The organism is Pseudomonas sp. BE134, from assembly GCF_031456105.1.
Lineage (GTDB): Bacteria > Pseudomonadota > Gammaproteobacteria > Pseudomonadales > Pseudomonadaceae > Aquipseudomonas.
In genome coordinates this window covers 55,960-81,274 of record NZ_JAVDUA010000026.1, presented here as the reverse complement: position 1 = coordinate 81,274, position 25,315 = coordinate 55,960, and the positions used below count along the sequence as shown (strand labels likewise).

The window sequence follows — 25,315 nt, the reverse complement described above, 5'->3', positions numbered from 1 at the left end:
TGGGAAGCCATAATGATTGGCATAAAAAATATAGCGAGTTACGTGCCGGCAGCCGGGATTGATAATTACGCCCAGGGTGCAAAGTTCGACAAGGACGAATCCTTCATCCTTGGCAAAATCGGTTCTGCGTTTTTGCCGCGCATGGGTGCCGATCAGGAAACCTCCGACCTGTGTGTCGAAGCAGCCAATGCGCTGTTCGCCGCCAGCCCCGAATTAAAACGTGAAGCCATCGATTGCTTGATCGTCGTCACCCAGAACGGCGATGAAGAGGGGTTGCCGCACACCGCTGCAATCGTTCAGGACAAACTGGGCTTACCGACCCATGTCGCTGCGTTTGATATTTCCCTGGGCTGCTCCGGCTACGTTTACGGCATTTATGCAATCAAAGGCTTCATGGAAGCGGCAGGGCTGAAAAACGGCCTGTTGATCACCGCCGATCCTTATTCGAAGATCGTCGACCCGGAAGATCGCAACACCACGATGCTGTTCGGCGATGCCGCTACCGCCACCTGGATGGGTGAAAACGCGGTCTGGCAACTCGGCAAGTCAAAGTTCGGCACTGATGGTTCTGGCGCACCGCACCTGAAGGTTTCCGACGGTGTGTTCTTCATGAATGGTCGCCAAGTGTTCAACTTTGCTTTGTTGAAAGTCCCGGCGCATTTGCATGAGCTGCTGGAGGAGTCCAATTTGCAGGCGGCTGACATCGATGCCTTCTGCATTCACCAGGGCAGTGCGGCCATCGTCGATGCCGTGGCACGCCGCTTCGAAGAAGGTGAGCCGGAGAAGTTCGTCAAGGACATGCTCGAAACCGGTAACACGGTGTCGTCGAGCATCCCGCTGCTGTTGCAGAACCATGTGTTCGATTCCAAGTGGACTCGTGTGGCCATCAGCGGCTTCGGTGTCGGTTTGTCGTGGGGCTCGGCGATTCTCTATCGCGGCTGACCTGTTCAACCATCGACGTAAAAAAACGCCCGGCAACCTGAGTTGTCGGGCGTTTTGCGTTTTTATGGCGCCGCTTTTTTGGCTCTGGTGCCTTGAAAATCAAGGGCTGGCAAGCTGCCACTAAAAATTTGCAAAAAACTGCTCAAGCAAACTCTCTCCACGACGATAACTATTACGTAGGTTCTCTAGGCCACACCCGGCGGTTGCCAGGGCCGGAAGCCGCAGTATCCAACCAACGAGGAATTCGTCATGGCTTTAACCGTAAATACCAACCTTGCTTCCTTGAGCGTTCAGAACAACCTGAACAAAGCTTCCGGTAACCTGCAGACTTCCATGCAGCGCCTGTCCTCCGGCCTGCGTATCAACAGCGCTAAAGATGACGCTGCCGGCCTGCAAATCTCCAACCGTCTGACCAGCCAGATCAACGGCCTGGGCACTGCCATCAAGAACGCCGGTGACGGTATCTCCATCGCGCAAACAGCTGAAGGCGCGATGCAGGAATCTACCAACATCCTGCAGAAAATGCGTACCCTGGCTCTGTCTTCCGCGAACGGCTCGCCAAGCGCTGAAGACCGTAAGTCGAACAACGCTGAATACTCCGCACTGACTGCTGAACTGACCCGTATCGCTACCACCACCACCTTCGGTGGTCGTAACCTGCTGGACGGCTCTTTCGGTACTACCGCCTTCCAGGTTGGTGCGAACGCTAACCAGACCATCAACATGACTCTGGGTGACGCATCGGCTAGCAACATCGGTTCCCAGCAGCTGAAGACCGTTGCCATCGCACCAACCGCGGCCGGTGTGACCGGTGGTGCGATTACTGTTACCGGTGGCGGCCAATCTGCTAGCATCACCACTGTTACTGGTCAGTCTGCAAAAACAACTGCTGCACAACTGAACGGCGCTATCGGTGGTCTGGCGGCTACTGCCAGCACCGAAGCCAAGTTCACTGTAAACACTGCAGCTATTCTGGCCGCTATTCCAGGCAGTGCTAACTTCACTATCAAAGTAGGCAGCGGCGCCGCAGTCAGCATGGTTGGTGTAACTGACACCGCGGGCCTGGCTGAACAACTGAAGTCTAACTCTGCCAAGTTGGGCATCAGCGTTAACTACAACGCCACTACCAACAACCTTGAAGTCAAATCCGACACCGGTGAAAACATCGTCCTGAACGGTGGTGACGCTAGTGCAATCGCTGGTATCAAAATTGCTGCTAAAGACGGCGCTGGTAACTACGGTGCTGCTGTTGCTGCTGCCGCTGGTCCCATCCAGGTGACTGGTGCTGTATCGTTGAACTCCACCAACGGCTACTCGATGAGCGGTGCTGGTGTTACAGGTTTGTTTGTAGCAGCTGGTACAAATGCTGCTTCGACCAAAATCACCGTCAACAACACTGACGTGACCACTGCCGCCAACGCACAAAACGCTATTGACGTGATCTCCCAGGCAATCGCCAACATCGACTCCCAGCGTGCTGACCTCGGTGCGGTACAAAACCGTTTCGACAGCACCGTAGCGAACCTGCGCAGCATCTCGGACAACTCCACTGCTGCTCGTGGCGTGATCCAGGACGTTGACTTCGCAGCAGAAACTGCTCAGCTGACCAAACAGCAAACCCTGCAACAGGCGTCCACTGCGATCCTGTCCCAGGCCAACCAGCTGCCAGCGTCTGTACTGAAACTGCTGGGTTAATTCCAGTAGTGGGTGAATGACGGAAGGGCGCGTTTACGTGCCCTTTTGTCTTTTGAGCGACGAGGAGATTTAACATGGACATGAGCGTCAAGTTGAACCTGACTTATCCCGCCGTTGCCCGACAGGGCGCAACGCCGACTGTCAGCGGCAAACAGGATCAGCCCAAGGCTGAAGCCGTCGCATCGTCGGGCTCCGAGCCCAAGCGCGACGACCTGGAAAAAGCCGTGACTGATATTCAGGAATTCGTCCAGGCTGCCCAGCGCAATCTGGATTTTTCCATTGATGATTCCTCCGGTCGGGTTGTGGTCAAGGTCATCGCCACCGAAACGGGTCTGGTGATTCGTCAGATCCCCTCGGAAGCGGCACTTAAACTGGCACAAAGCCTGTCGGACGCCAGTAATTTGTTGTTTAACGACAAAGTCTGAATTGGCATTAATTTTGTTGTTGTTACCGTTTAAGACGTTCCCGGTCAAGAAAGCGGCAGCCACTGGATAAGGAGAGAGAGGATGGCGGGTACATCGGTTAGTGGTATTGGTTCGAACATCGATACCCAGGCGATTGTGAAGTCTTTGGTGGATTCCGAAAGAGCCCCAAAGCAGACTCAGATCAATAACCAAACGCTGAAAGCAACCACCTCGCTGTCGTCTATCGGTAAAATCCAGGCGGCGCTGGATGCCTTCCGTGGCGCGATGGACAACATGAAAACCGCCTCCAGCTTCAGTGGGTTGAGCGTGTCTTCGTCCGACGAAAAAGTCGCCACTGTGACCACGGGTGCCGGTGCGGCGGCGGGCAGTTTCTCGCTGCTGGTCACCCAGTTGGCAACGGCCTCGAAAATCTCCACCAAAGTCTTCGACGGTGGCGCTTCTTCGGTGGTCAACGCCGGTTCGGTGCCGTCCACGCTGAGCATCAAGCAGGGCAGCAACACCTTCGACGTCAGTATTCCTGCCGGCGCGACGTTGCAGCAGGTTCGCGATTCAATCAACTCCCAGTACGCGAACAAGGGCTTGAGCGCCAACATCCTGACCGACGCCAATGGCTCTCGCATGGTGCTGACGTCCAGTACCACCGGTGTCGGTTCAGACTTGATTCTGTCGGGCAACTCCGGTCTGGAAACCGGCACTTCGGTCCTTGCTACGCCACAGAATGCCAAGTACACACTCGATGGCGTGGCGATGGTATCCACGACCAATACCATTGCTGACGCAGTGAGCGGGATAACCGTCAAGCTGACGGGTGTGTCTCCGGTTCCGTCCGGCGGTGGTGCGGCGACACCCTCCACTATCACCGTGTCAACCGACACATCGACGCTGAAGTCGGCGGTCAAGGGTTTTATCGATACATACAATGCGCTGATCAAGGCTGTCAGTACCGAGACACAGGTCACTACCAATGCCGATGGTTCTATGACGTCGGGGGCGCTCACGGGCGATGCCTCTTTGCGTTCGTTGGTGTCCTCGGTACGTAGCGAGTTGAACGCCACGGGTGGCACCGGTCAGATGAAGTCCCTCGCTCAGTTCGGAGTCGAGACCGACCAGAAAGCAGGATTGCTCTCGGTCAACGACAAAGTGTTTGGTGCGGCGGCGCTCACCAATGCCGCCGATATCAACGGGATCTTTTCGGGCGATACAGGTTTGCTTGCACGCATGAAGACCGCGACCGACAGCTTTGCGCAGAAAACCACCGGGGTATTTGCAGCGCGTACGGCGAGCTTGAGCAATAGTCTGAACGCCCTGAAGAAGCAGCAGGATACCCTTGATGCACGCATGACCGGCCTGCAAGCGAGCCTGAGCGCCAAGTACTCGGCGATGGACACTCTAGTGGCTCAGTTGCGCGCCCAAAGCGACAGCATCATGAGTACGCTCAATGCGCTGAATAATTCGAAAGACGACTGATCCGGATCAGGCATAAAAAAACCCAGGCTGTCTGTAATGACAGTGTCTGGGTTTTTTCTTTGGTGGCGGGTCTGGGTTAAAGTTATCTGCCGCTCAGTCGACATAAAGATCAGAGCAATCCCTTTCAAATGTGTTGTCCGTCACGAGGTAGAAACATGAATCCCATGAGAGCCCTTCGCCAATATCAGAAGGTCAATTCCCATGCTCAGATCTCTGAAGCCAACCCTCATCGCCTGGTGCAGATGCTGATGGAGGGCGGACTGGACCGCATGGCGCAGGGCAAGGGTGCCATGGAGCGTGGCGACGTCGCACTCAAGGGGTTGATGCTGGGCAAGGCCGTGGACATCATCATTGGCTTGCGCGATGGCTTGAACCCGGAAAAGACCGACGATCCGGCTTCGCTGCAGCAGCTCGACAATTTGTACGCCTACATGATGACGCGTCTGATGGAAGCCAATCGCAATAACGATGCGGCGATCATCGACGAAGTATCCGGTTTGCTTGAAACCCTGAAAAGCGGTTGGGATGCAATTGCCAATCAATAGGCCTGCGGGTCTGAGGATGACGTCATGAGTCAAGCACTGCGGCGAATTGAAGAAACCCGTGAAGCCTTGGTCGACGCCCTGGCTGCACGTAACTGGGACGCCATCGGCGAACTGGATGTAGCCTGTCGTGAGTGCGTTGACGAGGTGCTGGGCGAGGCGCCTGTCGACGAAGAAGCGTTGCGGACTAATCTGGAAGGGTTGCTAGCCGTCTATAAGGAGTTACTGGCCGCGACGATGGGTGAGCGTCAGGCGATAGTCGAAGAAATGGCTCAGATCAATCATGCGAAGAGCGCGGCAAAGGTTTACCATCTGTTTGGTTAATTAATCCTCAGTTAATCCAATGATAGTGCGCCATAAATTTGACTGTGCACGGTTTTTTGACTTAACTAGTGGCTGGTTCCAGATTTCAGGACTCTGCGGGCACAAAGTGCCTGCAAGCGTCTAGCTTGCCCCATCATTTTTGGGCATTGAGTTGACTAGGGAAGTTGCTATTGCATGTGGCGTGAAACCAAAATTCTGCTGATTGATGACGATAGCGTCCGCCGCCGCGATTTGGCGGTGATTTTAAATTTTCTCGGTGAAGAAAATTTACCCTGTGGTAGCCATGACTGGCAGCAGGCTGTCGGCTCTTTGTCATTAAGTCGTGAAGTGATCTGTGTCCTCATCGGGACGGTCAATGCTCCTGGCGCACTTACGGGCTTGTTAAAGACACTCGCTACCTGGGATGAGTTCCTTCCGGTTTTGTTGATGGGCGATAATTCTTCCGTTGACTTGCCTGAAGACCAGCGTCGTCGAGTGCTGTCGACTCTCGAAATGCCGCCCAGCTACAGCAAGTTGCTCGACTCCCTGCACCGTGCCCAGGTTTATCGCGAGATGTACGACCAGGCCCGCGAGCGCGGTCGCCACCGTGAGCCCAATCTGTTCCGCAGCCTCGTCGGCACCAGCCGGGCGATTCAACACGTCCGTCAAATGATGCAGCAGGTGGCCGACACTGACGCCAGCGTGCTGATCCTGGGCGAGTCCGGCACTGGCAAGGAAGTGGTTGCGCGCAACTTGCACTATCACTCCAAGCGTCGTGACGCGCCGTTCGTTCCGGTCAACTGCGGGGCGATCCCGGCCGAGTTGCTGGAAAGCGAATTGTTCGGCCACGAGAAGGGCGCCTTCACCGGGGCGATCACCAGCCGTGCCGGGCGTTTCGAGCTGGCCAACGGCGGCACCCTGTTTCTTGATGAAATCGGTGACATGCCGCTGCCGATGCAGGTCAAGTTGCTGCGTGTCCTTCAGGAACGCACCTTCGAGCGCGTGGGCAGCAACAAGACCCAAAGCGTCGACGTGCGCATCATTGCCGCGACCCACAAGAATCTCGAAAGCATGATCGAGATCGGCACGTTCCGCGAAGACTTGTATTACCGCCTGAACGTGTTCCCGATCGAGATGGCACCCCTGCGTGAACGTGTCGAAGACATCCCGTTGCTGATGAACGAGTTGATCTCGCGCATGGAGCATGAGAAACGCGGTTCGATTCGTTTCAACTCCGCCGCGATCATGTCGCTGTGCCGTCACGGTTGGCCGGGCAACGTTCGCGAACTCGCCAACCTGGTGGAGCGCATGGCGATCATGCACCCGTACGGGGTGATCGGTGTGGTCGAGTTACCGAAGAAATTCCGCTACGTCGATGACGAAGATGAGCAGTTGGTCGACAGCCTGCGCAGTGATCTTGAAGAGCGGGTGGCCATCAATGGTCATTCCACGGACTTCACCACCACTGCCATGCTGCCCCCGGAAGGCCTGGATCTGAAGGACTACCTTGGTGGTCTGGAGCAGGGCCTGATTCAGCAGGCGCTCGATGATGCCAATGGCATTGTGGCGCGCGCTGCTGAACGCCTGCGGATTCGTCGCACCACGCTGGTGGAAAAAATGCGCAAATACGGCATGAGCCGTCGCGACGGTGATGAACAGGCAGATGATTGACGCCTGTTTTTCAAGTCCTTCATTTTTGGGCGGTTTTTTTTAGGCACGGGTATTGCTAAGTCCTCGCAACGTTCCGTTTAACTGACGGTCAGCCAAGCGAGAGAGCACAATGCCCCAAGCCGCCCAGTTGTCTCCTGTCCCTGACGCTTCGGGACAGCCGTCGTCCGTAGAGCAGGCAAGCCGGCTTGGCCTTGAGCAGGCGTTTGCGCTGTTCAATCAGATGTCGAGTCAATTGACCGACTCCTACAGCCTGCTTGAAGCCCGGGTCACTGAGCTCAAGGGCGAGTTGGCGGTAGTCAGTGCTCAGCGCATGCAAGAGCTGGCGGAAAAAGAGCGCCTGGCCAACCGTCTGCAAAATCTCCTGGATCTATTGCCCGGCGGCGTCATCGTTATTGATGCCCAAGGCATTGTGCGCGAAGCCAACCCGGCGGCGTGTGAATTGCTCGGTCTGCCGCTCGAAGGCGAGCTCTGGCGCCAGGTGATCGCCCGTTGCTTTGCGCCTCGCAAAGACGACGGCCACGAAGTCTCACTCAAGGACGGGCGGCGTCTGTCGATCGCCACTCGTTCGCTGGACGCTGAGCCGGGGCAGTTGGTGCTGCTGACCGACCTGACTGAAACCCGTCACCTGCAAGATCAACTGGCCCGTCACGAGCGCTTGTCTTCCCTCGGCCGAATGGTTGCCTCGCTGGCTCATCAAATTCGTACGCCATTGTCGGCCGCTTTGCTTTACGCCAGTCACTTGACTGAGCAAGAGCTGCCGGTCGCGACGCAGCAGCGTTTTGCCGGTCGCCTGAAAGAGCGTTTGCATGAGCTGGAGCATCAGGTTCGCGACATGCTGGTGTTCGCGCGCGGCGAGCTGCCGCTGACCGACCGCCTCACGCCCAAACAGCTGATGCAATCACTGCAGGCGGCGGCACTGACGCATGTTCAAGAGCTGCCCGTCCGTTGGCAGTGCGACAGTCACGCTGGCGAGTTGCTGTGTAATCGCGACACGCTGATCGGGGCGATCCTCAATCTGGTCGAGAATGCGATTCAGGCGAGTGCCGGCGATGTCCGGTTGAAGGTTCACTTTTACACCCGTGAAAACACCCTGCGCGTGTGCGTCAGCGACAGCGGCAGTGGCATCGACAGCCATGTGCTGGCGCGTCTGGGTGAGCCGTTTTTCACCACCAAGACCACAGGAACCGGCCTGGGTCTGACCGTGGTCAAGGCGGTGGCGCGTGCGCATCAGGGAGAATTGCAGCTGCGCTCGCGACCAGGTCGCGGCACGTGTGCACAGGTGACTCTGCCGCTTTTTTCGGCTGAAAAGCCCAGTGCCCAGGAAGCGGAATGAAAGGCATGGCCATCAAGGTTTTACTGGTCGAGGATGACCGTGCGCTGCGAGAAGCATTGGCCGATACGCTGATGCTGGCGGGGCACGATTTCAAGGCGGTCGGTTCGGCAGAAGATGCGTTGGCGGCGGTAGCAGTCGAGGCGTTCAGTCTGGTGATCAGTGACGTCAATATGCCGGGCATGGACGGGCACCAGTTGCTCGGAGTGCTGCGCGCGCGTCAACCGCAATTGCCGGTATTGCTGATGACGGCCCATGGTGCCGTCGAGCGGGCGGTCGATGCGATGCGCCAGGGGGCGGCGGATTATCTGGTCAAGCCATTCGAGCCCAAGGCATTGCTTGATTTGGTGGCGCGTCACGCGTTGGGCAATCTCGGTACGGTCGAAGGCGATGGACCTGTTGCGGTCGAACCGGCCAGCGCGCGGTTGCTGGACTTGGCCGCCAGGGTGGCGCGCAGTGATTCCACGGTATTGATCTCGGGCGAGTCCGGTACCGGCAAGGAAGTATTGGCGCGCTACATTCACCAACATTCCCATCGCGCCAATCAGCCCTTTATTGCGATCAACTGCGCAGCGATCCCCGACAACATGCTTGAAGCCACGTTGTTCGGTCACGAAAAAGGCTCGTTCACGGGCGCCATTTCGGCGCAGGCCGGCAAGTTTGAACAAGCCGACGGCGGCACGATTCTGCTCGACGAAATTTCCGAAATGCCCCTCGGCCTTCAGGCCAAGTTGCTGCGCGTTTTGCAGGAGCGTGAAGTCGAGCGGGTGGGCGCCCGTAAAACGATCACGCTGGACATTCGGGTCGTGGCCACCACCAATCGCGATCTGGCCGGCGAAGTGGCGGCGGGGCGTTTTCGTGAAGACCTTTACTATCGGTTGTCGGTGTTTCCGCTGGCCTGGTGTCCACTGCGCGAGCGCACTGCCGACATCCTGCCGCTGGCCGAGCGACTGTTGGCCAAACACGTCAATAAAATGAAGCATGCGCAGGCACGACTGTCGCCCGAGGCGAGGGCGTGCCTGATCGGTTACCCATGGCCGGGCAATGTGCGTGAGCTGGACAATGCCATTCAGCGGGCCTTGATCCTGCAGCAGGGAGGGGTGATCCAGCCCCGGGATTTTTGCCTGTCCGGGCCGGTTGCCTGTGCGCCGCTTCCGGCATCGGTAGCTGCGCCGGTACGAGCAGTGGAAGTTGACGCGCAATCGGCTGGCGCTTTGGGTGATGACCTGCGGCGCCGCGAATTCCAGATGATTATCGATACCTTGCGATCCGAGCGTGGTCGTCGCAAGGAGGCTGCCGAGCGACTGGGTATCAGCCCGCGCACGTTGCGCTACAAGCTGGCGCAGATGCGTGACGCCGGAATGGATGTGGAAGCGTATTTGTTTGCCACCTGAAAGCAGGCTCGCTCCCACAAGTGTTTTGCGATGATTCCAAATGCCTTTTGTTCAGAGCCATCACGGAGCTGGCACCCTTGTTGCTAACACCTCACTACCCGCCGAGTGAGTGTCAAAAAATTGCGGGTCGCCAACGAGAGTAGATCATGAGCCAAGGTATTGAATTTAATCGGTTGATGCTGGATATGCGCTCCATGCAAATGGATGCCATGTCTGCGCCTAAATCGACTGCCGCAGTCCCTGAACTGGGTGGCAGCAGCTTTTCCGACATGCTCGGTCAAGCCGTCAATAAAGTGAACGACACTCAGCAGGCATCCACTCAGTTGGCCAGTGCTTTCGAGATCGGCAAGAGCGGCGTCGACCTGACGGACGTCATGATCTCCTCGCAGAAGGCCAGTGTCTCTTTCCAGGCGTTGACGCAAGTGCGCAACAAGCTGGTTCAGGCTTACCAAGACATCATGCAGATGCCGGTTTAAGGACGAATTGAGTCATGGCAGAAGCAGTCGCCGATAACGTTCCGGCCAAGGTCACTCCAATTGACGGCAAACCGCCGCTGTTCGGGTTGTCCTTCCTGGAAAACCTCTCCGAGATGACCATGTTGCGTCAGGTAGGCCTGTTGGTCGGCCTGGCTGCAAGCGTGGCGATTGGCTTTGCCGTGGTGCTGTGGTCTCAGCAGCCGGACTACCGGCCTCTGTACGGCAGCCTTGCCGGTATGGACGCCAAACAGGTCATGGATACCCTGGCCTCCGCCGATATTCCTTATACCGTCGAACCGAACTCTGGCGCCTTGCTGGTCAAGGCCGATGATTTGTCCCGTGCGCGATTGAAACTCGCGGCGGCTGGTGTCACTCCCAGCGACGGCAACATCGGTTTTGAAATCCTCGACAAGGACCAGGGCCTCGGGACCAGCCAGTTCATGGAAGCGACCCGTTATCGTCGCGGCCTCGAAGGCGAACTGGCACGTACCATTTCCAGCCTGAACAACGTCAAGGGCGCCCGCGTGCACCTGGCGATTCCGAAAAGTTCGGTGTTCGTGCGTGATGAACGCAAGCCAAGCGCTTCGGTTCTGGTTGAACTGTATTCCGGTCGTTCGCTGGAGCCGGGTCAAGTGGTGGCGATCATCAACCTGGTCGCGACCAGTGTTCCTGAGCTGAGCAAATCGCAGATCACCGTCGTCGACCAGAAGGGCAACCTGCTGTCGGATCAGGCGGAAAACTCCGAACTGACCATGGCCGGCAAGCAATTCGATTACAGCCGCCGCATGGAAACCATGCTCACCCAGCGCGTGCATAACATTCTGCAACCGGTGCTGGGTAACGATCGCTATAAAGCCGAAGTGTCTGCCGACGTCGATTTCAGCGCTGTCGAGTCGACCTCCGAGCAGTTCAACCCGGATCAACCGGCGTTGCGCAGCGAGCAGTCGGTCAACGAACAACGCACCGCCAGCAACGGCCCGCAAGGTGTGCCGGGTGCCCTGAGCAACCAGCCGCCGTCGCCAGCCTCTGCACCGCAAACCACTGGCGGCACGACCGCCTCGGCCGGCATGGTGCAACCGGGCCAGCCGTTGATCGATGCCAACGGCCAGCAAATCATGGACCCCGCCACCGGTCAGCCAATGCTGGCGCCGTACCCGGCAGACAAGCGTCAACAATCCACCAAGAACTTCGAACTCGACCGCTCCATCAGCCACACCAAGCAACAACAGGGCCGGTTGAATCGCCTGTCAGTGTCGGTGGTGGTGGACGATCAGGTCAAAGTTAACGCGGCCAACGGTGAAACCACCCGCGCACCGTGGACCGCCGATGAATTGGCACGGTTCACACGCCTGGTACAGGACGCGGTCGGTTTCGATGCCAGCCGTGGCGACAGCGTCAGTGTGATCAACATGCCGTTCTCCGCGGAACGCGGTGAAGTGATTGCCGATATTCCGTTCTACTCGCAGCCGTGGTTCTGGGACATCGTCAAGCAATTGCTGGGCGTCTTGTTCATCCTGGTGTTGGTGTTCGGCGTGCTGCGTCCGGTACTCAACAACATCACCGGTGGCGGCAAAGAGAAACAGCTGGTCGGCAGCGATGCCGAGTTGGGTGGCATGGGCGGCCTGGACGGCGAACTGGCCAACGATCGCGTCAGCCTCGGCGGCCCGCAAAGCATCCTGCTGCCAAGCCCGAGCGAAGGCTATGACGCACAGTTGAATGCAATCAAGAGTCTGGTGGCAGAAGACCCGGGTCGTGTGGCCCAGGTCGTGAAAGAGTGGATTAACGCAGATGAGTGATGACCGAGCCGTTGCCGCCAAACTGTCCAAGGTCGACAAAGCCGCGATTCTGCTGCTGTCCCTCGGTTCGACCGATGCTGCCCAGGTATTGCGTCACATGGGGCCTAAAGAGGTCCAGCGCGTGGGTGTCGCGATGGCCCAGATGGGCAACGTGCACCGCGAGCAAGTCGAGCAGGTGATGAGCGAGTTCGTCGACATCGTCGGCGACCAGACCAGTCTGGGCGTCGGCTCCGACGACTACGTGCGCAAAATGCTCACCCAGGCCTTGGGCGAAGACAAGGCCAACGGCCTGATCGACCGCATCCTGCTGGGGGGCAACACCAGTGGCCTTGACAGCCTGAAATGGATGGAGCCGCGCGCCGTTGCCGACGTGATCCGTTACGAGCACCCACAGATCCAGGCGATCGTGGTGGCGTACCTCGACCCGGATCAAGCCGGTGAAGTGCTCGGTAACTTCGACCACAAGGTACGACTGGACATCATTCTGCGAGTGTCCTCGCTGAACACCGTCCAGCCAGCGGCCCTTAAAGAGCTCAATCAGATTCTCGAGAAGCAGTTCTCCGGCAACTCGAATGCCTCGCGCACCACCCTGGGTGGCATCAAGCGCGCGGCCGACATCATGAACTTCCTCGACAGCTCGATCGAAGGTCAGCTGATGGACTCGATCCGCGAAGTCGACGAAGACCTGTCCGGTCAGATCGAAGACCTCATGTTCGTGTTCAACAACCTGTCCGATGTCGACGACCGCGGGATTCAGGCGTTGCTGCGCGAAGTGTCCTCCGATGTGCTGGTGCTGGCCCTCAAGGGTTCGGACGAAGGCGTCAAGGAAAAGATCTTCAAGAACATGTCCAAACGGGCGGCCGAATTGTTGCGCGACGACCTCGAGGCCAAGGGCCCGGTGCGCGTCAGCGACGTGGAAACCGCGCAGAAAGAAATCCTCACCATTGCCCGCCGTATGGCCGAAGCCGGAGAAATCGTTCTCGGCGGGAAGGGCGGCGAAGAGATGATCTAAGGTCACTATGTCGTCTAAACATGATGAGTCCCAGACCGACCTGATTCGTGGCAAGCAGGTTGCCGCTTTCGACGTCTGGGCGCTGCCCAGTTTCGATCCGTTTGTCCCGGAGCCCGAGCCAGAACCTGAGCCCGAGCCGCCGGAAATGGAAGAAGTGCCGCTGGACGAAGTCCAGCCACTGACCCTTGAAGAGCTCGAAGCGATTCGCCAGGAGGCCTACAACGAAGGCTTTGCAGTGGGCGAGAAAGAAGGTTTTCACAGCACCACGCTCAAGGTTCGTCAGGAAGCCGAAGCGGCGCTGACACCGAAGATTGCCGGTCTTGAGCAGTTGATGGTCAACCTGTTCGAGCCTATCGCCGAGCAGGACACCTTCATTGAAAAGTCCATGGTCGACCTCGTGCAGCACATCACCAAACAAGTGATTCAGCGCGAACTGGCCATCGACTCCACGCAGATTGAACACGTCATGCGTGAAGCACTCAAGCTCCTGCCGTTGGGTGCAGGCAATGTGCGCTTGTACATCAATCCGCAGGACTTCGAACAAGTCAAAGCGCTGCGTGAACGCCATGAAGAAACCTGGCGCATCGTCGAAGACGAATCGTTGTTGCCCGGTGGTTGCCGGGTTGAAACGGAACACAGTCGCATCGACGCCACCGTCGAAACCCGCGTCGCCCAGGTCATGGCCAAGCTGCTCGATCAGTTGCACGATCAGGCGTTGCACCCGTCTGCACCGGATTTGAGCCTGGAGGTGCCTGTCGACGAAAAGCCTGCTGTCGAGCCGGATCTGGACAACTCCGATGCGTCTTGATCGCACCAGCTTCGCCAAGCGCCTGAGCGGTTACGCCGAGGCTACGGAACTGGCCGGTGCGCCGATCCTGGAAGGCCGCTTGCTGCGCATGGTCGGCCTGACCCTCGAAGCCGAAGGCCTGCGCGCTGCCATGGGCAGCCGCTGCATGGTCATCAACGACGACAGCTATCATCCGGTGCAGGTTGAAGCCGAGGTCATGGGCTTCTCCGGCAGCAAAGTCTTCCTGATGCCCGTCGGCAGCGTGGCCGGCATTGCACCGGGTGCCCGTGTGGTTCCGTTGGCCGATACCGGCCGCTTGCCAATGGGCATGAGCATGTTGGGGCGGGTGCTTGATGGCGCCGGCCGTGCGCTGGACGGCAAAGGCGGGATGAAAGCCGAAGACTGGGTGCCGATGGACGGCCCCACCATTAACCCGCTCAAGCGCGAACCGATCAGCGAACCGCTGGACGTGGGCATTCGTACCATCAACGGTTTGTTGACGGTCGGTCGCGGCCAGCGGCTCGGGCTGTTCGCCGGTACTGGTGTGGGTAAATCGGTGCTGCTGGGCATGATGACTCGATTCACAGAGGCCGACATTATCGTCGTCGGGCTGATCGGTGAACGGGGTCGCGAAGTCAAAGAATTCATCGAGCACATCCTCGGTGAAGAAGGGCTCAAGCGTTCCGTCGTCGTGGCCTCGCCGGCGGACGATGCGCCGCTGATGCGTCTGCGTGCGGCGATGTACTGCACGCGCATTGCCGAGTATTTCCGCGACAAGGGCAAAAACGTCCTGCTGCTCATGGATTCCCTGACCCGTTTTGCCCAGGCCCAGCGGGAAATCGCCCTGGCCATTGGCGAACAGCCCGCCACTAAAGGTTACCCGCCGTCGGTATTTGCCAAGCTGCCAAAGCTGGTGGAGCGGGCCGGTAACGCCGAGAAGGGCGGTGGTTCGATCACGGCGTTCTACACCGTGTTGTCCGAAGGCGACGATCAGCAGGACCCGATTGCCGATGCCGCGCGCGGCGTACTCGACGGTCACATCGTGTTGTCCCGCCGATTGGCTGAAGAGGGGCATTACCCGGCCATCGATATCGAAGCGTCCATCAGCCGAGTCATGCCATCGGTGGTCAGCCCAGAACACATGACCCGCGCGCAAATGTTCAAACAGTACTGGTCACGCTATCAGCAGAGTCGCGACTTGATCAGTGTCGGTGCTTATGTGCCGGGTGGCGATCGTGAAACCGACACCGCGATTTCCCTCCAGCCAGCCATGGTCACTTACCTGCGTCAGGGTTTGAACGACAACATCGGCATGGGCGCCAGCGTTAACCATCTCGCGTCCATTTTTGCCCCGGCAGCGGGCGGTTAACCCGCCATGGCTGTAAGTCGAGCCGCGCGCCTGGCGCCGGTGGTGGAAATGGCCGAAAAGGCCGAGAAAACCGCCGTCCTTCGCCTCGGGCATTTTCAGGGGCAGGTGCGTGTGGCAGAAAGCAAGCTCGCCGACCTTGAAGCCTTCCGCCTCGAATACCAGGAACAATGGATCGTGCGCGGTAGCAGTGGCGTTTCCGGTCAGTGGTTGCTGGGGTATCAGGGTTTTCTGGCGCAATTGGGCACTGCCATCGATCAGCAGCGACAGAGCCTGAACTGGCACCAGAACAACCTGAACAAAGCGCGCGACACCTGGCAACAAGCGTTCGCCCGTGTCGAAGGTTTGCGAAAACTGGTACAGCGTTACCGGGATGAGGCACAGCAGCTGGAAGACAAGCGCGAACAGAAATTGCTGGATGAATTGTCGCAGCGCTTGCCCAGACATGATCCGTATTGAACAATCGTTGCGCCTTGCTCCCCTTTCTCCCTAGTGCTAAACCTTGTGCAGCACGTTAGCCCATGACAAGGAAGCCGTTTAATGACAGTCACAGCAGAACTATCCCGGGATGGGAAACAACTTACGATCGCGGTCAAAGGACGATTCGATTTCACTAAACATCAGGAGTTTCGTGAGTCTTACGAGTGCACCGACGGAAAAATGCCAAACTCGGTGGTGGTCGACTTGAAAGACGCGACCTACCTCGATAGCTCGGCACTCGGCATGTTGCTCCTGCTGCGGGATCACGCAGGCGGAGACCGGTCCGATATTCGTTTGATCAACAGCAGTTCGGACGTGACGAAGATCCTCGCCATTTCCAATTTCGACAAGCTGTTCGACATCAGTTGACGGGCATGCAGTCACTCGAACCCCTGACCATACTCATCGCCGAAGACAGTGCGGCCGATCGCATGCTGCTGTCGCGCATCGTCCGCCGCCAGGGCCATGAAGTGCTGACCGCCGCCGATGGTGCCGAGGCGGTCGAAACCTTTCGCCAGCAACGACCGCACCTGGTGTTGATGGACGCCATGATGCCGGTGATGGACGGTTTCGAGGCTGCGCGACAGATCAAGCTGCTGGCCGGGGAAACCCTGGTGCCGATCATCTTCCTGACCTCGCTCAGTGAAAGCGAAGCGCTGGCCCGGTGCCTGGAGGCTGGCGGTGACGACTTTCTGGCGAAGCCCTACAACCCGGTAATTCTGGCGGCCAAGATCAAGGCGATGGATCGCTTGCGCCGCTTGCAAAGCACTGTGCTGCAGCAGCGTGACCTGATCGCCAGGCATCACGAGTATTTGCTCAATGAGCAGCGGGTGGCCAAGGCCGTGTTCGACAAGGTCGCGCATTCCGGCTGCCTGAGTGCGCCGAATATTCGCTACCTGCAATCGCCTTATGCGCTGTTCAATGGTGATCTGTTGTTGGCCGCTTTCACCCCGGCTGGCGATATGCATGTGCTGTTGGGGGATTTCACCGGCCATGGGTTACCAGCGGCCGTGGGGGCCATGCCACTGGCCGAAGTCTTCTACGGCATGACGGCCAAGGGCTACGGCCTGGCGGAAACCCTGCGGGAGATGAACGCCAAGCTCAAGCGCATCTTGCCGGTCGACATGTTTTGCTGCGCCACCTTGCTGTGTCTGAGCTTTCAGCGACGCTCGGTGGAGGTCTGGAATGGCGGAATGCCGGACGGCTATTTGCACAGCATCGCTACAGGTGAGCGCAAGCCGCTGACAGCGCGTCACTTGCCGCTGGGCGTTCTGAGCTCGCAGACCTTCGATGACCGCACCGAAGTGTTCCCGATGGCCGTTGGGGATCGAGTGTTCCTGCTGTCCGACGGGGTGATCGATACCTGCGATGGTCACGAGCAATTGTTTGGCGTTGAGCGGTTGCGGCAGGTGTTTGCGGCCAACCGTCAGCCTGACGCACTCTTCGAAGAAATCGAACAGGCTCTGCGGGATTTTGGCGGCGAAGCCCGCGATGACGTGAGCATGGTCGAGATCAGACTGCTGGAGGCGGCGCAACTGTGTCCTCCTGCGTTGGTGTACTCCGACAGCGGCCAGTCCTGTCCGCTGGACTGGTCAGCGAGTTTTGAGTTCCGCGCCGCGACCCTCAAACGTTTCAATCCGCTGCCCTACCTGTTGCAGTTGCTGCTTGAGGTTCACGGGTTGCGGGCTCAGAGCGGCGCGCTCTACAGTGTGCTCGCCGAGCTGTATTCCAATGCGCTGGAGCACGGCGTGCTGGGTCTGGATTCAAGCCTCAAGCGCGATGCATCGGGTTTTGCGCGCTATTATCTTCAGCGCAATGAGCGCCTGGATGCACTGCAGGACGGTTATGTGCGAGTGCATTTGCAGGTCACGCCAGAAGGCAAGGGCGGTTGCCTGACTGTTCGGGTTGAAGACAGTGGCAAGGGGTTTGACGTGGCTCGGGTACAGGATCGGCCGCTTGATGGTGCCCGCCTGTCGGGCCGTGGCATCAGCCTTATCCGCCAGTTGAGCCGTAATGCGAGCTGGTCTGACAATGGGCGCAGTGCGTGCGTGGAGTTTTTCTGGGAGGCTCTGGCATAATTCACGCATTCTTGATCAAGGAGTGAGCAAGTGGTTGACACACATCTGGACCCAAGCGTGCTGATCGCGTTGCAGGAAGTGATGGAGGATGAGTATCCAGAGCTGCTGGATGTATTTCTTCGTGATTCCGAAGAGCGTTTGCTGACGCTGCGAACGGCTGATAATGCCTTGCTGCTGATGAATACAGCCCATAGTTTCAAGGGCAGTAGCAGTAATATGGGCGCCGTTCGCCTGGCTGAGTTGTGCCATGAGCTTGAACAGCGCGCCAGGCAAAAAAGCCTCGCCGGCATTGATAAACTATTGGGAGAAATCGACGGTGAATTTGCCATCGTCCGACCGCTTTATGAGGCGGAAAGACAGCGCTCTCTCTCCGAATAATCCGACCACTTGGCGCTTTTAGCGCCGGTTGGTCATGCTGGCCCGTCCCTTGCATTTAACTCGCTCAACTGTACCTACGATCCCAGTGCAGCGGAGACCGTTTAATGCCCGTTACCCCCAATTCAATTTCTCAGGCCAGCCCGGCGGCCAAGACCGTCGCCACGTCCGCCAATACCCCGGCGGTGGCTGCTGAGCCCGGGGATAAAGCCTCCAGCTTTGCTGAGGTTTATGCCAATCAGTCTCAGGGCAAACCTGCTGTGGACGCGGATAAATCCGCCACGCCGGCGACTGATACCGCGGCGCAAGGCACGGCAAATTCCGACGTCAACAGCGATACCGCTGCCGTCCTGGAGCTTTTGGTTGCCGATAGCGGCAATTCCTTGCCCGCCGAAAAACCGGCGCCGGTCGAGGATGCGCTCACCGGCAATGTCGCACCGGTTGCCAGCGAGACGCCGGTGGTCGACACCCCCCCAATCGATCCGTCCCTTGATCCTGCCTTGATGGCGGTCGTGCAGCCATTGGTCACGGTTCCTGTCGAGCACGCCGTGCCCGTTGTTGACACTGTGCAACCGCAGGTCACGGTGTCGGTCGCGGCGCCTGTGGCTGCCACTCCTGCGCAAGCCGCCGCAACCATCGTCAGCGACTTCGATCCTGAAGCCGATCCACTCGACGCACTGCCAGCCGTGCGTCTGGCCATGGAGCAAAGTGGTCACATTTCCGCTTCCAGCCAGGCCCGGCCCATAGCAACTCCGACCCAAGCCCAAGCCCAAGCCCAAGCCCAAGCCCAAGCCCAAGCCCAAGCCCCGGCCCCGGCTGACAGTGAACCGACCTTGACGCAGAGCTTTGCCGCCGGCATGGCGGGCATGGTTGATCTGCAAACCGATAAAGACAGCACCAGCCAAGGCGGCGAGAAAGCGTTCAGTGGTCTGATCGATGACGGCCTTAAAGACCTGAAAAGCGCCAGCAGTGATACCCGTGTCGATGACTTCGCCAACCGTCTGGCGGCATTGACTCAAGCGGCCACCCCTAAAACGGCTAACACGTTGCCGGTGAATCAGCCGATTGCCATGCATCAGAGTGGCTGGACCGAAGAGGTGGTCAACCGCGTCATGTACCTCTCCAGCGCCAACCTCAAGGCGGCCGATATTCAGTTGCAACCGGCCGAGCTGGGTCGCCTCGATATTCGGGTGAACATGGTTCCGGACCAGCAGACCCAAGTCACCTTCATAAGCGCCCATCCAAGCGTTCGCGAAGCGCTGGACAGTCAAATGCATCGCTTGCGTGACATGTTCACGCAGCAGGGCATGGGGCAGGTAGACGTCAACGTGTCCGATCAGTCTCGTGGCTGGCAAGGTCAGGGGCAGGATCAAGCTCAGCAGGGGCAGGGCGGTCGCTCCAATGCCGCTGGTGGTCGCGTCGACTCGATGGAAGAAGACCTCGCGACTGCTGTGACTGAAGCCGCCGTCGACACCACCAGCGTGATCGGCTCCAGCGCCGTCGATTACTACGCCTGATAAAAACGCTATCCCCTGTGGGAGCGAGCCTGCTCGCGATGAGGCAGTAACATTCAACATTTTCGTTGACTGTTACACCGCTATCGCGAGCAGGCTCGCTCCCACATTTGTTTTTGTGGTCTCCCTGAAACCCCCGCCCAGCGCCCTCCCGATACTTCTGGCATAACACTTGCTCTTGCCTTGCCGTGCGACTGTGAAAACCCGAATAGTGACGGATTATTGGCATGGCGAAGAGCGAAGCAGCAGTAAAAGAGCCCGCAACCAAAGGCAAGATCAAGCTGATCATTTTGATCGTGGTGGCCTTGCTGCTGGCGATCGGCATGTCCGTGGGGGCGACCTGGTTCTTCATGCACAACGCCCAGAGCAAACCTGCCGCTGCGGAAACCGCAGTGGTCGGCAAGCAGCCCGCGATTTTTGAGCCGATGGCACCGGCCTTCGTCGCCAACTACAACCAGAATGGCCGTCAGCGCTACATGCAGGTGAGTATCACCATGCAGGGTCGCGATCAGGCCGAACTGGAGGCGCTCAAAGTGCACATGCCGGTGATCCGCAACAACCTGGTCATGCTGTTTTCCGGCCAGGATTTCACCGCCCTGGCCACGCCGGTTGGCCAGGAGATGTTGCGTCAGAAGGCCACGGCCAGCGTTCAGGAAGTGGCGCAGAAAGAGCTCGGCAAAGTGGTGATCGAACAGTTGCTTTTCACTAATTTCGTACTGCAGTAGGAACACGACATGGCCGTGCAGGACCTGCTGTCCCAGGATGAGATCGATGCGCTGTTGCATGGCGTCGACGATGGTCTGGTACAGACCGATAACGTTGCTGAACCCGGCAGCGTCAAAAGCTACGACCTGACCAGCCAGGATCGCATCGTCCGCGGACGCATGCCGACCCTGGAAATGATCAACGAGCGTTTCGCCCGTTACACCCGCATCAGCATGTTCAACATGCTGCGTCGCTCGGCGGACGTTGCCGTCGGTGGTGTGCAGGTGATGAAGTTTGGCGAGTACGTGCACTCGCTGTACGTACCGACCAGCCTCAATCTGGTGAAGATCAAGCCATTGCGCGGTACCGCGCTGTTCATCCTCGACGCCAAGCTGGTGTTCAAGCTGGTGGACAACTTCTTCGGCGGCGACGGCCGTCACGCCAAGATCGAGGGGCGTGAATTCACCCCCACCGAACTGCGCGTGGTGCGCATGGTGCTGGAGCAGGCCTTCATCGATTTGAAGGAAGCCTGGCAGGCGATCATGGAAGTGAACTTCGAGTACATCAACTCGGAAGTGAACCCGGCGATGGCCAACATCGTCGGCCCGAGCGAAGCCGTTGTGGTGTCCACGTTCCACATCGAGCTCGATGGCGGTGGCGGCGACCTGCACGTGACCATGCCGTACTCGATGATCGAGCCTGTGCGTGAAATGCTCGACGCCGGTTTCCAGTCGGACCTCGACGACCAGGACGAGCGCTGGGTCAACGCCCTGCGTCAGGACGTGCTGGATGTCGACGTGCCGATCGGTGCCACGGTTGCCCGTCGCCAGTTGCGCTTGCGCGACATCCTGCACATGCAGCCCGGGGACATTATCCCGGTCGAGATGCCGGAAGAAATGATCATGCGCGCCAATGGCGTGCCTGCCTTCAAGGTCAAGATGGGCTCGCACAAAGGCAACCTCGCGTTGCAGGTGATCGAGCCGATCGAGCGCCGTTGACCAGCGCTCAAACCCCTTTGTTTCAACAGACTGCTACTCACTGAATTTTTGCCCGCCGAGGACAAATGATGAACGACGATATGAACGCCCAGGACGACCAGGCGCTGGCTGATGAATGGGCTGCGGCCCTGGAAGAAACCGGAGACGCCGGTCAGGACGATATCGACGCCTTGCTGGCGGCCGATAGCGCTGGCTCGTCGTCCAACCGTCTGCCGATGGAAGAGTTTGGCGGCGTGGCGAAGAGCAACGATCCGGTCAGCCTGGAAGGTCCGAACCTGGACGTGATCCTCGATATCCCGGTATCGATTTCCATGGAAGTGGGCAGCACTGACATCAACATCCGTAACCTGCTGCAACTCAACCAGGGTTCGGTGATCGAGCTGGATCGTCTGGCCGGTGAGCCGCTGGACGTACTGGTCAACGGCACGCTGATCGCTCACGGCGAAGTGGTTGTGGTCAACGAGAAGTTCGGCATCCGCCTGACCGACGTGATCAGCCCGAGCGAACGCATCAAGAAGCTGCGCTAAGTGAAAAAGGTTCTGGGGTTTGTGCTGGCGATGCCGTTCAGCGTGCTGGCTGCCGAGCCGATAGCGACCGCTGCTGCGGTCGCCGCGCCGGCGGTCAGCAGTGGGGTGGCAGGGCAATTGACGCAATTGGTGTTGGGCTTGCTGCTGGTGCTGGGGTTGATCTTCTTCCTCGCGTGGATGTTGCGCCGGGTCCAGCAGGCCGGGCCGGCCGGCAAAGGGCAGGTGATCGAACTGATCGGTTCCCGTGCGCTGGGGCCTCGCGACCGTTTGATGCTGGTGCAAGTCGGCAACGAGCAGATCCTGCTCGGCCTCAGTCCTGGCACCATCACTGCGCTGCACGTGCTCAAGGAGCCGGTGCAGGTGCCGGGCGCAAGTGAAAAAGCGACTCCGGAGTTTGCCCAGCGTCTATTGGAGATGCTCGGCAAGGATCAGAAGGATAAAAAGTAATGGGTGCGTTACGCATCGTCTTGACGCTGGCCCTGATGCTGGCCGCGCCGCTGGCGTTCGCCGCCGATCCGTTGTCGATCCCGGCGATCACCCTGGGCACCAATGCCGATGGTGCTCAGGAATATTCGGTCAGCCTGCAAATCCTGCTGATCATGACCGCGCTGAGCTTCATCCCGGCGTTTGTCATGCTGATGACCAGCTTCACTCGGATCATCATTGTCTTCTCGATTTTGCGTCAGGCCCTGGGTTTGCAGCAGACGCCATCGAACCAGATCCTCACGGGTATGGCGCTGTTTCTGACGCTTTTCATCATGGCGCCGGTGTTTGACCGAGTGAATCAGGACGCGTTGCAACCGTATCTGGCGGAAAAACTCACCGCTCAAGATGCCGTGGCCAAGGCTCAGGTGCCGATCAAGGACTTCATGCTGGCACAAACACGCAGCAGCGATCTTGAGCTGTTCATGCGCCTGTCCAAGCGTACCGATATCGCCTCGCCGGATCAGGCGCCGCTGACCATTCTGGTGCCGGCGTTTGTCACCTCCGAGCTTAAAACCGCGTTTCAGATCGGCTTCATGATCTTCATTCCGTTCCTGATCATCGACCTGGTCGTCGCCAGTGTGCTGATGGCGATGGGGATGATGATGCTCTCGCCACTGATCATTTCCCTGCCGTTCAAGATCATGCTGTTCGTGCTGGTGGATGGCTGGGCGTTGATCATCGGTACCTTGGCGAGCAGCTTTGGCGGTGTATCACCATGACGCCGGAAGTGGCGGTAGACATCTTCCGCGAAGCGCTGTGGCTGACCACCATGATGGTCGCCGTGCTGGTGATTCCCAGCCTGCTGGTCGGCCTGTTGGTGGCGATGTTCCAGGCCGCCACGCAGATCAACGAACAGACCCTGAGCTTCCTGCCGCGCTTGCTCGTCATGTTGGTGACGCTGATTGTCGCCGGCCCGTGGCTGGTGCAGACCTTCATGGAATACATCCTGCAGCTGTACGGCAGTATTCCTCAGGTCATCGGCTAAACCATGCCGTCGTTGCTTCAGCTGACCGATCTCCAAATCAGTACCTGGGTGGCGACGTTCATGTTGCCGCTGTTTCGTATCGGCTCGTTGTTGATGGTCATGCCAGTGTTCGGAACGTCCCTGGTGCCCACGCGTGTGCGCTTGTATTTTGCGCTGGCGATCACCGTGGTGATTGCGCCGGGTCTGCCGCCGATGCCGCCGGTCAATGCGCTGGACTTGAGCGGGCTGCTGCTGATTGCCGAGCAGATCCTGATTGGCGCGTTGCTGGGTTTTTCCTTACAGTTGTTCTTTCAGGCCTTCGTGATCGCCGGGCAGATCGTCTCCATTCAGATGGGCATGGGCTTCGCTTCGATGGTCGACCCCACCAACGGCGTGTCCGTGGCGGTGATCGGGCAGTTCTTCACCATGCTCGTGACGCTGTTGTTCCTGTCCATGAATGGCCACTTGGTGGTCTTCGAAGTGCTGACCGAAAGCTTCACGACAATACCGGTCGGTAGTGGTTTGCTGGTCAATCATTTCTGGGAGCTGGCCGGCAAGCTCGGTTGGGTGCTGGGTGCCGCGTTATTGTTGGTGCTGCCCGCAATCACAGCGCTGCTGGTGGTCAACATTGCGTTTGGCGTGATGACCCGGGCGGCGCCGCAACTGAACATTTTCTCTATCGGTTTCCCGATGACGTTGGTGCTCGGGCTGTTCATCGTCTGGGTCGGGCTGGCGGACATCATCAATCAGTATCAACCGCTGGCCACCGAGGCCTTGCAGTTTTTACGCGAACTGGCACGGGCGCGCTGAGTCATGGCTGAGAGCGAAAGCGGTCAGGACAAAACAGAAGACCCCACGGAGAAACGCAAAAAAGACTCCCGGGACAAGGGTGAGATTGCGCGCTCCAAGGAGCTCAACACCCTGGCGATCATGCTCGCGGGTGCTGGCGCCTTGCTGATTTTCGGCGGTGCCCTGGCGCAGGAGATGATGGAGCTCATGCGCATGAACTTCACGCTCTCGCGGGAAGTGATTATGGATCAGCGCAATATGGGCAGTTTCCTGCTGCATTCGGGGCAGATTGCGCTGGTGGCGATTCAGCCGGTGATGATCACCTTGCTGCTGGCCGCGTTGATCGGTCCGATTTCCCTCGGTGGCTGGCTGTTCGCAGCGGGCTCGATGGCGCCGAAATTCAGTCGCATGAACCCCGGTGCGGGGCTCAAACGAATGTTCTCGACCAAGGCCCTTGTCGAACTGCTCAAGGCTCTGGCAAAGTTTCTGATCGTGTTGTTCGTGGCACTGGCGGTGTTGTCTGCTGACATCGATGACCTGTTGCGCATCGCGCACGAGCCATTGGAAATGGCGATCATTCACAGCCTGCAAGTCGTCGGCTGGAGCGCTTTGTGGATGGCCTGCGGGCTCATGATCATCGCCGCTGTCGACGTGCCGGTGCAGCTGTGGGAGAGCCACAAGAAACTGTTGATGACCAAGCAGGAAGTGCGCGACGAGCATAAGGATCAGGAAGGGCGGCCAGAGGTCAAACAGCGAATTCGCCAGTTGCAGCGCGAGATGTCGCAACGGCGGATGATGGCGGCAATCCCCGAGGCCGACGTGGTCATCACCAACCCGACGCACTACGCCGTCGCGCTCAAGTACGACCCCGACAAAGGTAGCGCGCCGGTGCTGCTGGCCAAGGGTAATGACTTTCTGGCCTTGAAAATCCGGGAAATCGCCGTGGCCAACGACGTGTTGCTGCTCGAATCGCCAGCGCTGGCGCGTTCGATCTATTACTCCACTGAGCTGGAACAGGAAATTCCTGGCGGGCTGTATCTGGCGGTCGCTCAGGTATTGGCCTACGTCTACCAGGTCCGCCAGCACCGCGCGGGCAAAGGCAAACCGCCTGAACCACTCAAGGATGACCTGCCGATTCCGCCGGATTTGCGTCGCGACTCCTGATTATCGTTATTTGACTGTGCTGGGGCGCT

The 25,315-nt window shown here is 58.6% G+C and carries 27 protein-coding genes; all 27 read left to right on the top strand.

The annotated features are described in order from the left end of the window. The first annotated feature begins 12 nt into the window (after positions 1 to 12). The 27 genes from J2Y56_RS20905 (at position 13) to flhB (ending at position 25,286) form a co-directional block, all read left to right on the top strand. Complete coding sequence (locus J2Y56_RS20905) at positions 13 to 942, top strand: ketoacyl-ACP synthase III (protein WP_310352397.1); 930 nt, start codon at positions 13 to 15, stop codon at positions 940 to 942. Positions 943 to 1,191: 249 nt separating this feature from the next. Next, positions 1,192 to 2,637: a flagellin gene (locus J2Y56_RS20900; RefSeq protein WP_310352394.1), complete on the top strand. Its 1,446-nt coding sequence runs from the start codon at positions 1,192 to 1,194 to the stop codon at positions 2,635 to 2,637. 74 nt (positions 2,638 to 2,711) lie between these two features. After that, a complete protein-coding gene (locus J2Y56_RS20895; protein WP_310352392.1) occupies positions 2,712 to 3,062 on the top strand; it encodes a flagellar protein FlaG in 351 nt (116 codons plus the stop codon). Between the two features lie 81 nt (positions 3,063 to 3,143). Continuing rightward, the gene (gene fliD, locus J2Y56_RS20890) at positions 3,144 to 4,529 is read left to right on the top strand and encodes a flagellar filament capping protein FliD (protein ID WP_310352390.1); all 1,386 of its coding nucleotides are present in this window, start codon (positions 3,144 to 3,146) and stop codon (positions 4,527 to 4,529) included. A 155-nt stretch (positions 4,530 to 4,684) separates the two neighbouring features. Next, complete coding sequence (gene fliS / locus J2Y56_RS20885; protein WP_310352388.1) at positions 4,685 to 5,074, top strand: flagellar export chaperone FliS; 390 nt, start codon at positions 4,685 to 4,687, stop codon at positions 5,072 to 5,074. 24 nt (positions 5,075 to 5,098) lie between these two features. Next, a complete protein-coding gene (fliT, locus tag J2Y56_RS20880) occupies positions 5,099 to 5,395 on the top strand; it encodes a flagellar protein FliT (protein ID WP_310352386.1) in 297 nt (98 codons plus the stop codon). A 174-nt stretch (positions 5,396 to 5,569) separates the two neighbouring features. Next, positions 5,570 to 7,045: a sigma-54 dependent transcriptional regulator gene (locus tag J2Y56_RS20875; protein ID WP_310352384.1), complete on the top strand. Its 1,476-nt coding sequence runs from the start codon at positions 5,570 to 5,572 to the stop codon at positions 7,043 to 7,045. A 109-nt stretch (positions 7,046 to 7,154) separates the two neighbouring features. Further along, entirely contained in the window at positions 7,155 to 8,378 is a 1,224-nt protein-coding gene (locus J2Y56_RS20870) for a sensor histidine kinase (RefSeq protein ID WP_405046874.1), read from the top strand. 5 nt (positions 8,379 to 8,383) lie between these two features. Beyond that, positions 8,384 to 9,769 (top strand): sigma-54 dependent transcriptional regulator, encoded by a 1,386-nt coding sequence (locus tag J2Y56_RS20865; RefSeq protein WP_310352432.1) that lies wholly within the window; start codon positions 8,384 to 8,386, stop codon positions 9,767 to 9,769. A 146-nt stretch (positions 9,770 to 9,915) separates the two neighbouring features. Beyond that, on the top strand, positions 9,916 to 10,245 hold the full coding sequence (fliE, locus tag J2Y56_RS20860; RefSeq protein WP_007948901.1) for a flagellar hook-basal body complex protein FliE: 330 nt from the start codon (positions 9,916 to 9,918) through the stop codon (positions 10,243 to 10,245). 14 nt (positions 10,246 to 10,259) lie between these two features. After that, positions 10,260 to 12,041: a flagellar basal-body MS-ring/collar protein FliF gene (gene fliF / locus J2Y56_RS20855; RefSeq protein WP_007948902.1), complete on the top strand. Its 1,782-nt coding sequence runs from the start codon at positions 10,260 to 10,262 to the stop codon at positions 12,039 to 12,041. After that, complete coding sequence (gene fliG, locus J2Y56_RS20850) at positions 12,034 to 13,053, top strand: flagellar motor switch protein FliG (protein ID WP_310352381.1); 1,020 nt, start codon at positions 12,034 to 12,036, stop codon at positions 13,051 to 13,053. The genes fliF and fliG overlap by 8 nt, the downstream gene beginning before the upstream one ends. 7 nt (positions 13,054 to 13,060) lie before the next feature. Beyond that, entirely contained in the window at positions 13,061 to 13,861 is an 801-nt protein-coding gene (gene fliH, locus J2Y56_RS20845; protein WP_310352378.1) for a flagellar assembly protein FliH, read from the top strand. Next, positions 13,851 to 15,209 (top strand): flagellar protein export ATPase FliI, encoded by a 1,359-nt coding sequence (fliI, locus tag J2Y56_RS20840; RefSeq protein WP_310352376.1) that lies wholly within the window; start codon positions 13,851 to 13,853, stop codon positions 15,207 to 15,209. The genes fliH and fliI overlap by 11 nt, the downstream gene beginning before the upstream one ends. A gap of 6 nt (positions 15,210 to 15,215) precedes the next feature. Beyond that, complete coding sequence (fliJ, locus tag J2Y56_RS20835; RefSeq protein ID WP_007948906.1) at positions 15,216 to 15,665, top strand: flagellar export protein FliJ; 450 nt, start codon at positions 15,216 to 15,218, stop codon at positions 15,663 to 15,665. An 81-nt stretch (positions 15,666 to 15,746) separates the two neighbouring features. Next, positions 15,747 to 16,055 (top strand): STAS domain-containing protein, encoded by a 309-nt coding sequence (locus J2Y56_RS20830; protein WP_310352373.1) that lies wholly within the window; start codon positions 15,747 to 15,749, stop codon positions 16,053 to 16,055. 5 nt (positions 16,056 to 16,060) lie between these two features. Next, positions 16,061 to 17,764 carry a fused response regulator/phosphatase gene (locus tag J2Y56_RS20825; RefSeq protein WP_310352370.1) on the top strand — a complete coding sequence of 568 codons (1,704 nt, stop codon included), beginning with the start codon at positions 16,061 to 16,063 and terminating at the stop codon, positions 17,762 to 17,764. A 30-nt stretch (positions 17,765 to 17,794) separates the two neighbouring features. Then, entirely contained in the window at positions 17,795 to 18,142 is a 348-nt protein-coding gene (locus J2Y56_RS20820) for an Hpt domain-containing protein (RefSeq protein ID WP_007948909.1), read from the top strand. A 104-nt stretch (positions 18,143 to 18,246) separates the two neighbouring features. Next, positions 18,247 to 19,656 (top strand): flagellar hook-length control protein FliK, encoded by a 1,410-nt coding sequence (locus tag J2Y56_RS20815; protein ID WP_310352368.1) that lies wholly within the window; start codon positions 18,247 to 18,249, stop codon positions 19,654 to 19,656. A gap of 224 nt (positions 19,657 to 19,880) precedes the next feature. Next, entirely contained in the window at positions 19,881 to 20,378 is a 498-nt protein-coding gene (fliL, locus tag J2Y56_RS20810) for a flagellar basal body-associated protein FliL (protein ID WP_310352367.1), read from the top strand. 9 nt (positions 20,379 to 20,387) lie between these two features. After that, positions 20,388 to 21,356 carry a flagellar motor switch protein FliM gene (fliM, locus tag J2Y56_RS20805; protein ID WP_007948914.1) on the top strand — a complete coding sequence of 323 codons (969 nt, stop codon included), beginning with the start codon at positions 20,388 to 20,390 and terminating at the stop codon, positions 21,354 to 21,356. 68 nt (positions 21,357 to 21,424) lie between these two features. Further along, the gene (gene fliN, locus J2Y56_RS20800) at positions 21,425 to 21,883 is read left to right on the top strand and encodes a flagellar motor switch protein FliN (RefSeq protein ID WP_007948915.1); all 459 of its coding nucleotides are present in this window, start codon (positions 21,425 to 21,427) and stop codon (positions 21,881 to 21,883) included. Further along, on the top strand, positions 21,884 to 22,330 hold the full coding sequence (fliO, locus tag J2Y56_RS20795) for a flagellar biosynthetic protein FliO (protein ID WP_310352363.1): 447 nt from the start codon (positions 21,884 to 21,886) through the stop codon (positions 22,328 to 22,330). Further along, positions 22,330 to 23,088, top strand: coding sequence for a flagellar type III secretion system pore protein FliP (gene fliP, locus J2Y56_RS20790; protein WP_007948917.1), 759 nt, complete (start codon positions 22,330 to 22,332; stop codon positions 23,086 to 23,088). Before fliO ends, fliP begins: the two co-directional genes overlap by 1 nt. Continuing rightward, positions 23,085 to 23,354 carry a flagellar biosynthesis protein FliQ gene (gene fliQ, locus J2Y56_RS20785; protein WP_007948918.1) on the top strand — a complete coding sequence of 90 codons (270 nt, stop codon included), beginning with the start codon at positions 23,085 to 23,087 and terminating at the stop codon, positions 23,352 to 23,354. Before fliP ends, fliQ begins: the two co-directional genes overlap by 4 nt. Positions 23,355 to 23,357: 3 nt before the next feature. Next, the gene (gene fliR, locus J2Y56_RS20780) at positions 23,358 to 24,143 is read left to right on the top strand and encodes a flagellar biosynthetic protein FliR (protein ID WP_310352359.1); all 786 of its coding nucleotides are present in this window, start codon (positions 23,358 to 23,360) and stop codon (positions 24,141 to 24,143) included. 3 nt (positions 24,144 to 24,146) lie between these two features. After that, on the top strand, positions 24,147 to 25,286 hold the full coding sequence (flhB, locus tag J2Y56_RS20775; RefSeq protein ID WP_310352357.1) for a flagellar biosynthesis protein FlhB: 1,140 nt from the start codon (positions 24,147 to 24,149) through the stop codon (positions 25,284 to 25,286). Positions 25,287 to 25,315 lie beyond the last annotated feature (29 nt).

Bases quoted from the DNA above. Each gene is read 5' to 3' on its own strand.
- J2Y56_RS20825 (WP_310352370.1), top strand. From the start codon at position 16,061: ATGCAGTCACTCGAACCCCTGACCATACTCATCGCCGAAGACAGTGCG.
- fliQ (WP_007948918.1), top strand. From the start codon at position 23,085: ATGACGCCGGAAGTGGCGGTAGACATCTTCCGCGAAGCGCTGTGGCTG.
- fliJ (WP_007948906.1), top strand. From the start codon at position 15,216: ATGGCTGTAAGTCGAGCCGCGCGCCTGGCGCCGGTGGTGGAAATGGCC.
- fliD (WP_310352390.1), top strand. From the start codon at position 3,144: ATGGCGGGTACATCGGTTAGTGGTATTGGTTCGAACATCGATACCCAG.
- fliL (WP_310352367.1), top strand. From the start codon at position 19,881: ATGGCGAAGAGCGAAGCAGCAGTAAAAGAGCCCGCAACCAAAGGCAAG.
- fliM (WP_007948914.1), top strand. From the start codon at position 20,388: ATGGCCGTGCAGGACCTGCTGTCCCAGGATGAGATCGATGCGCTGTTG.
- fliG (WP_310352381.1), top strand. From the start codon at position 12,034: ATGAGTGATGACCGAGCCGTTGCCGCCAAACTGTCCAAGGTCGACAAA.
- J2Y56_RS20830 (WP_310352373.1), top strand. From the start codon at position 15,747: ATGACAGTCACAGCAGAACTATCCCGGGATGGGAAACAACTTACGATC.
- fliR (WP_310352359.1), top strand. From the start codon at position 23,358: ATGCCGTCGTTGCTTCAGCTGACCGATCTCCAAATCAGTACCTGGGTG.
- J2Y56_RS20905 (WP_310352397.1), top strand. From the start codon at position 13: ATGATTGGCATAAAAAATATAGCGAGTTACGTGCCGGCAGCCGGGATT.
- flhB (WP_310352357.1), top strand. From the start codon at position 24,147: ATGGCTGAGAGCGAAAGCGGTCAGGACAAAACAGAAGACCCCACGGAG.
- J2Y56_RS20865 (WP_310352432.1), top strand. From the start codon at position 8,384: ATGGCCATCAAGGTTTTACTGGTCGAGGATGACCGTGCGCTGCGAGAA.
- J2Y56_RS20895 (WP_310352392.1), top strand. From the start codon at position 2,712: ATGGACATGAGCGTCAAGTTGAACCTGACTTATCCCGCCGTTGCCCGA.
- fliP (WP_007948917.1), top strand. From the start codon at position 22,330: ATGGGTGCGTTACGCATCGTCTTGACGCTGGCCCTGATGCTGGCCGCG.
- fliN (WP_007948915.1), top strand. From the start codon at position 21,425: ATGAACGACGATATGAACGCCCAGGACGACCAGGCGCTGGCTGATGAA.
- J2Y56_RS20815 (WP_310352368.1), top strand. From the start codon at position 18,247: ATGCCCGTTACCCCCAATTCAATTTCTCAGGCCAGCCCGGCGGCCAAG.
- fliF (WP_007948902.1), top strand. From the start codon at position 10,260: ATGGCAGAAGCAGTCGCCGATAACGTTCCGGCCAAGGTCACTCCAATT.
- J2Y56_RS20870 (WP_405046874.1), top strand. From the start codon at position 7,155: ATGCCCCAAGCCGCCCAGTTGTCTCCTGTCCCTGACGCTTCGGGACAG.
- J2Y56_RS20900 (WP_310352394.1), top strand. From the start codon at position 1,192: ATGGCTTTAACCGTAAATACCAACCTTGCTTCCTTGAGCGTTCAGAAC.
- fliS (WP_310352388.1), top strand. From the start codon at position 4,685: ATGAATCCCATGAGAGCCCTTCGCCAATATCAGAAGGTCAATTCCCAT.
- fliH (WP_310352378.1), top strand. From the start codon at position 13,061: ATGTCGTCTAAACATGATGAGTCCCAGACCGACCTGATTCGTGGCAAG.
- fliE (WP_007948901.1), top strand. From the start codon at position 9,916: ATGAGCCAAGGTATTGAATTTAATCGGTTGATGCTGGATATGCGCTCC.
- J2Y56_RS20875 (WP_310352384.1), top strand. From the start codon at position 5,570: ATGTGGCGTGAAACCAAAATTCTGCTGATTGATGACGATAGCGTCCGC.
- fliI (WP_310352376.1), top strand. From the start codon at position 13,851: ATGCGTCTTGATCGCACCAGCTTCGCCAAGCGCCTGAGCGGTTACGCC.
- fliT (WP_310352386.1), top strand. From the start codon at position 5,099: ATGAGTCAAGCACTGCGGCGAATTGAAGAAACCCGTGAAGCCTTGGTC.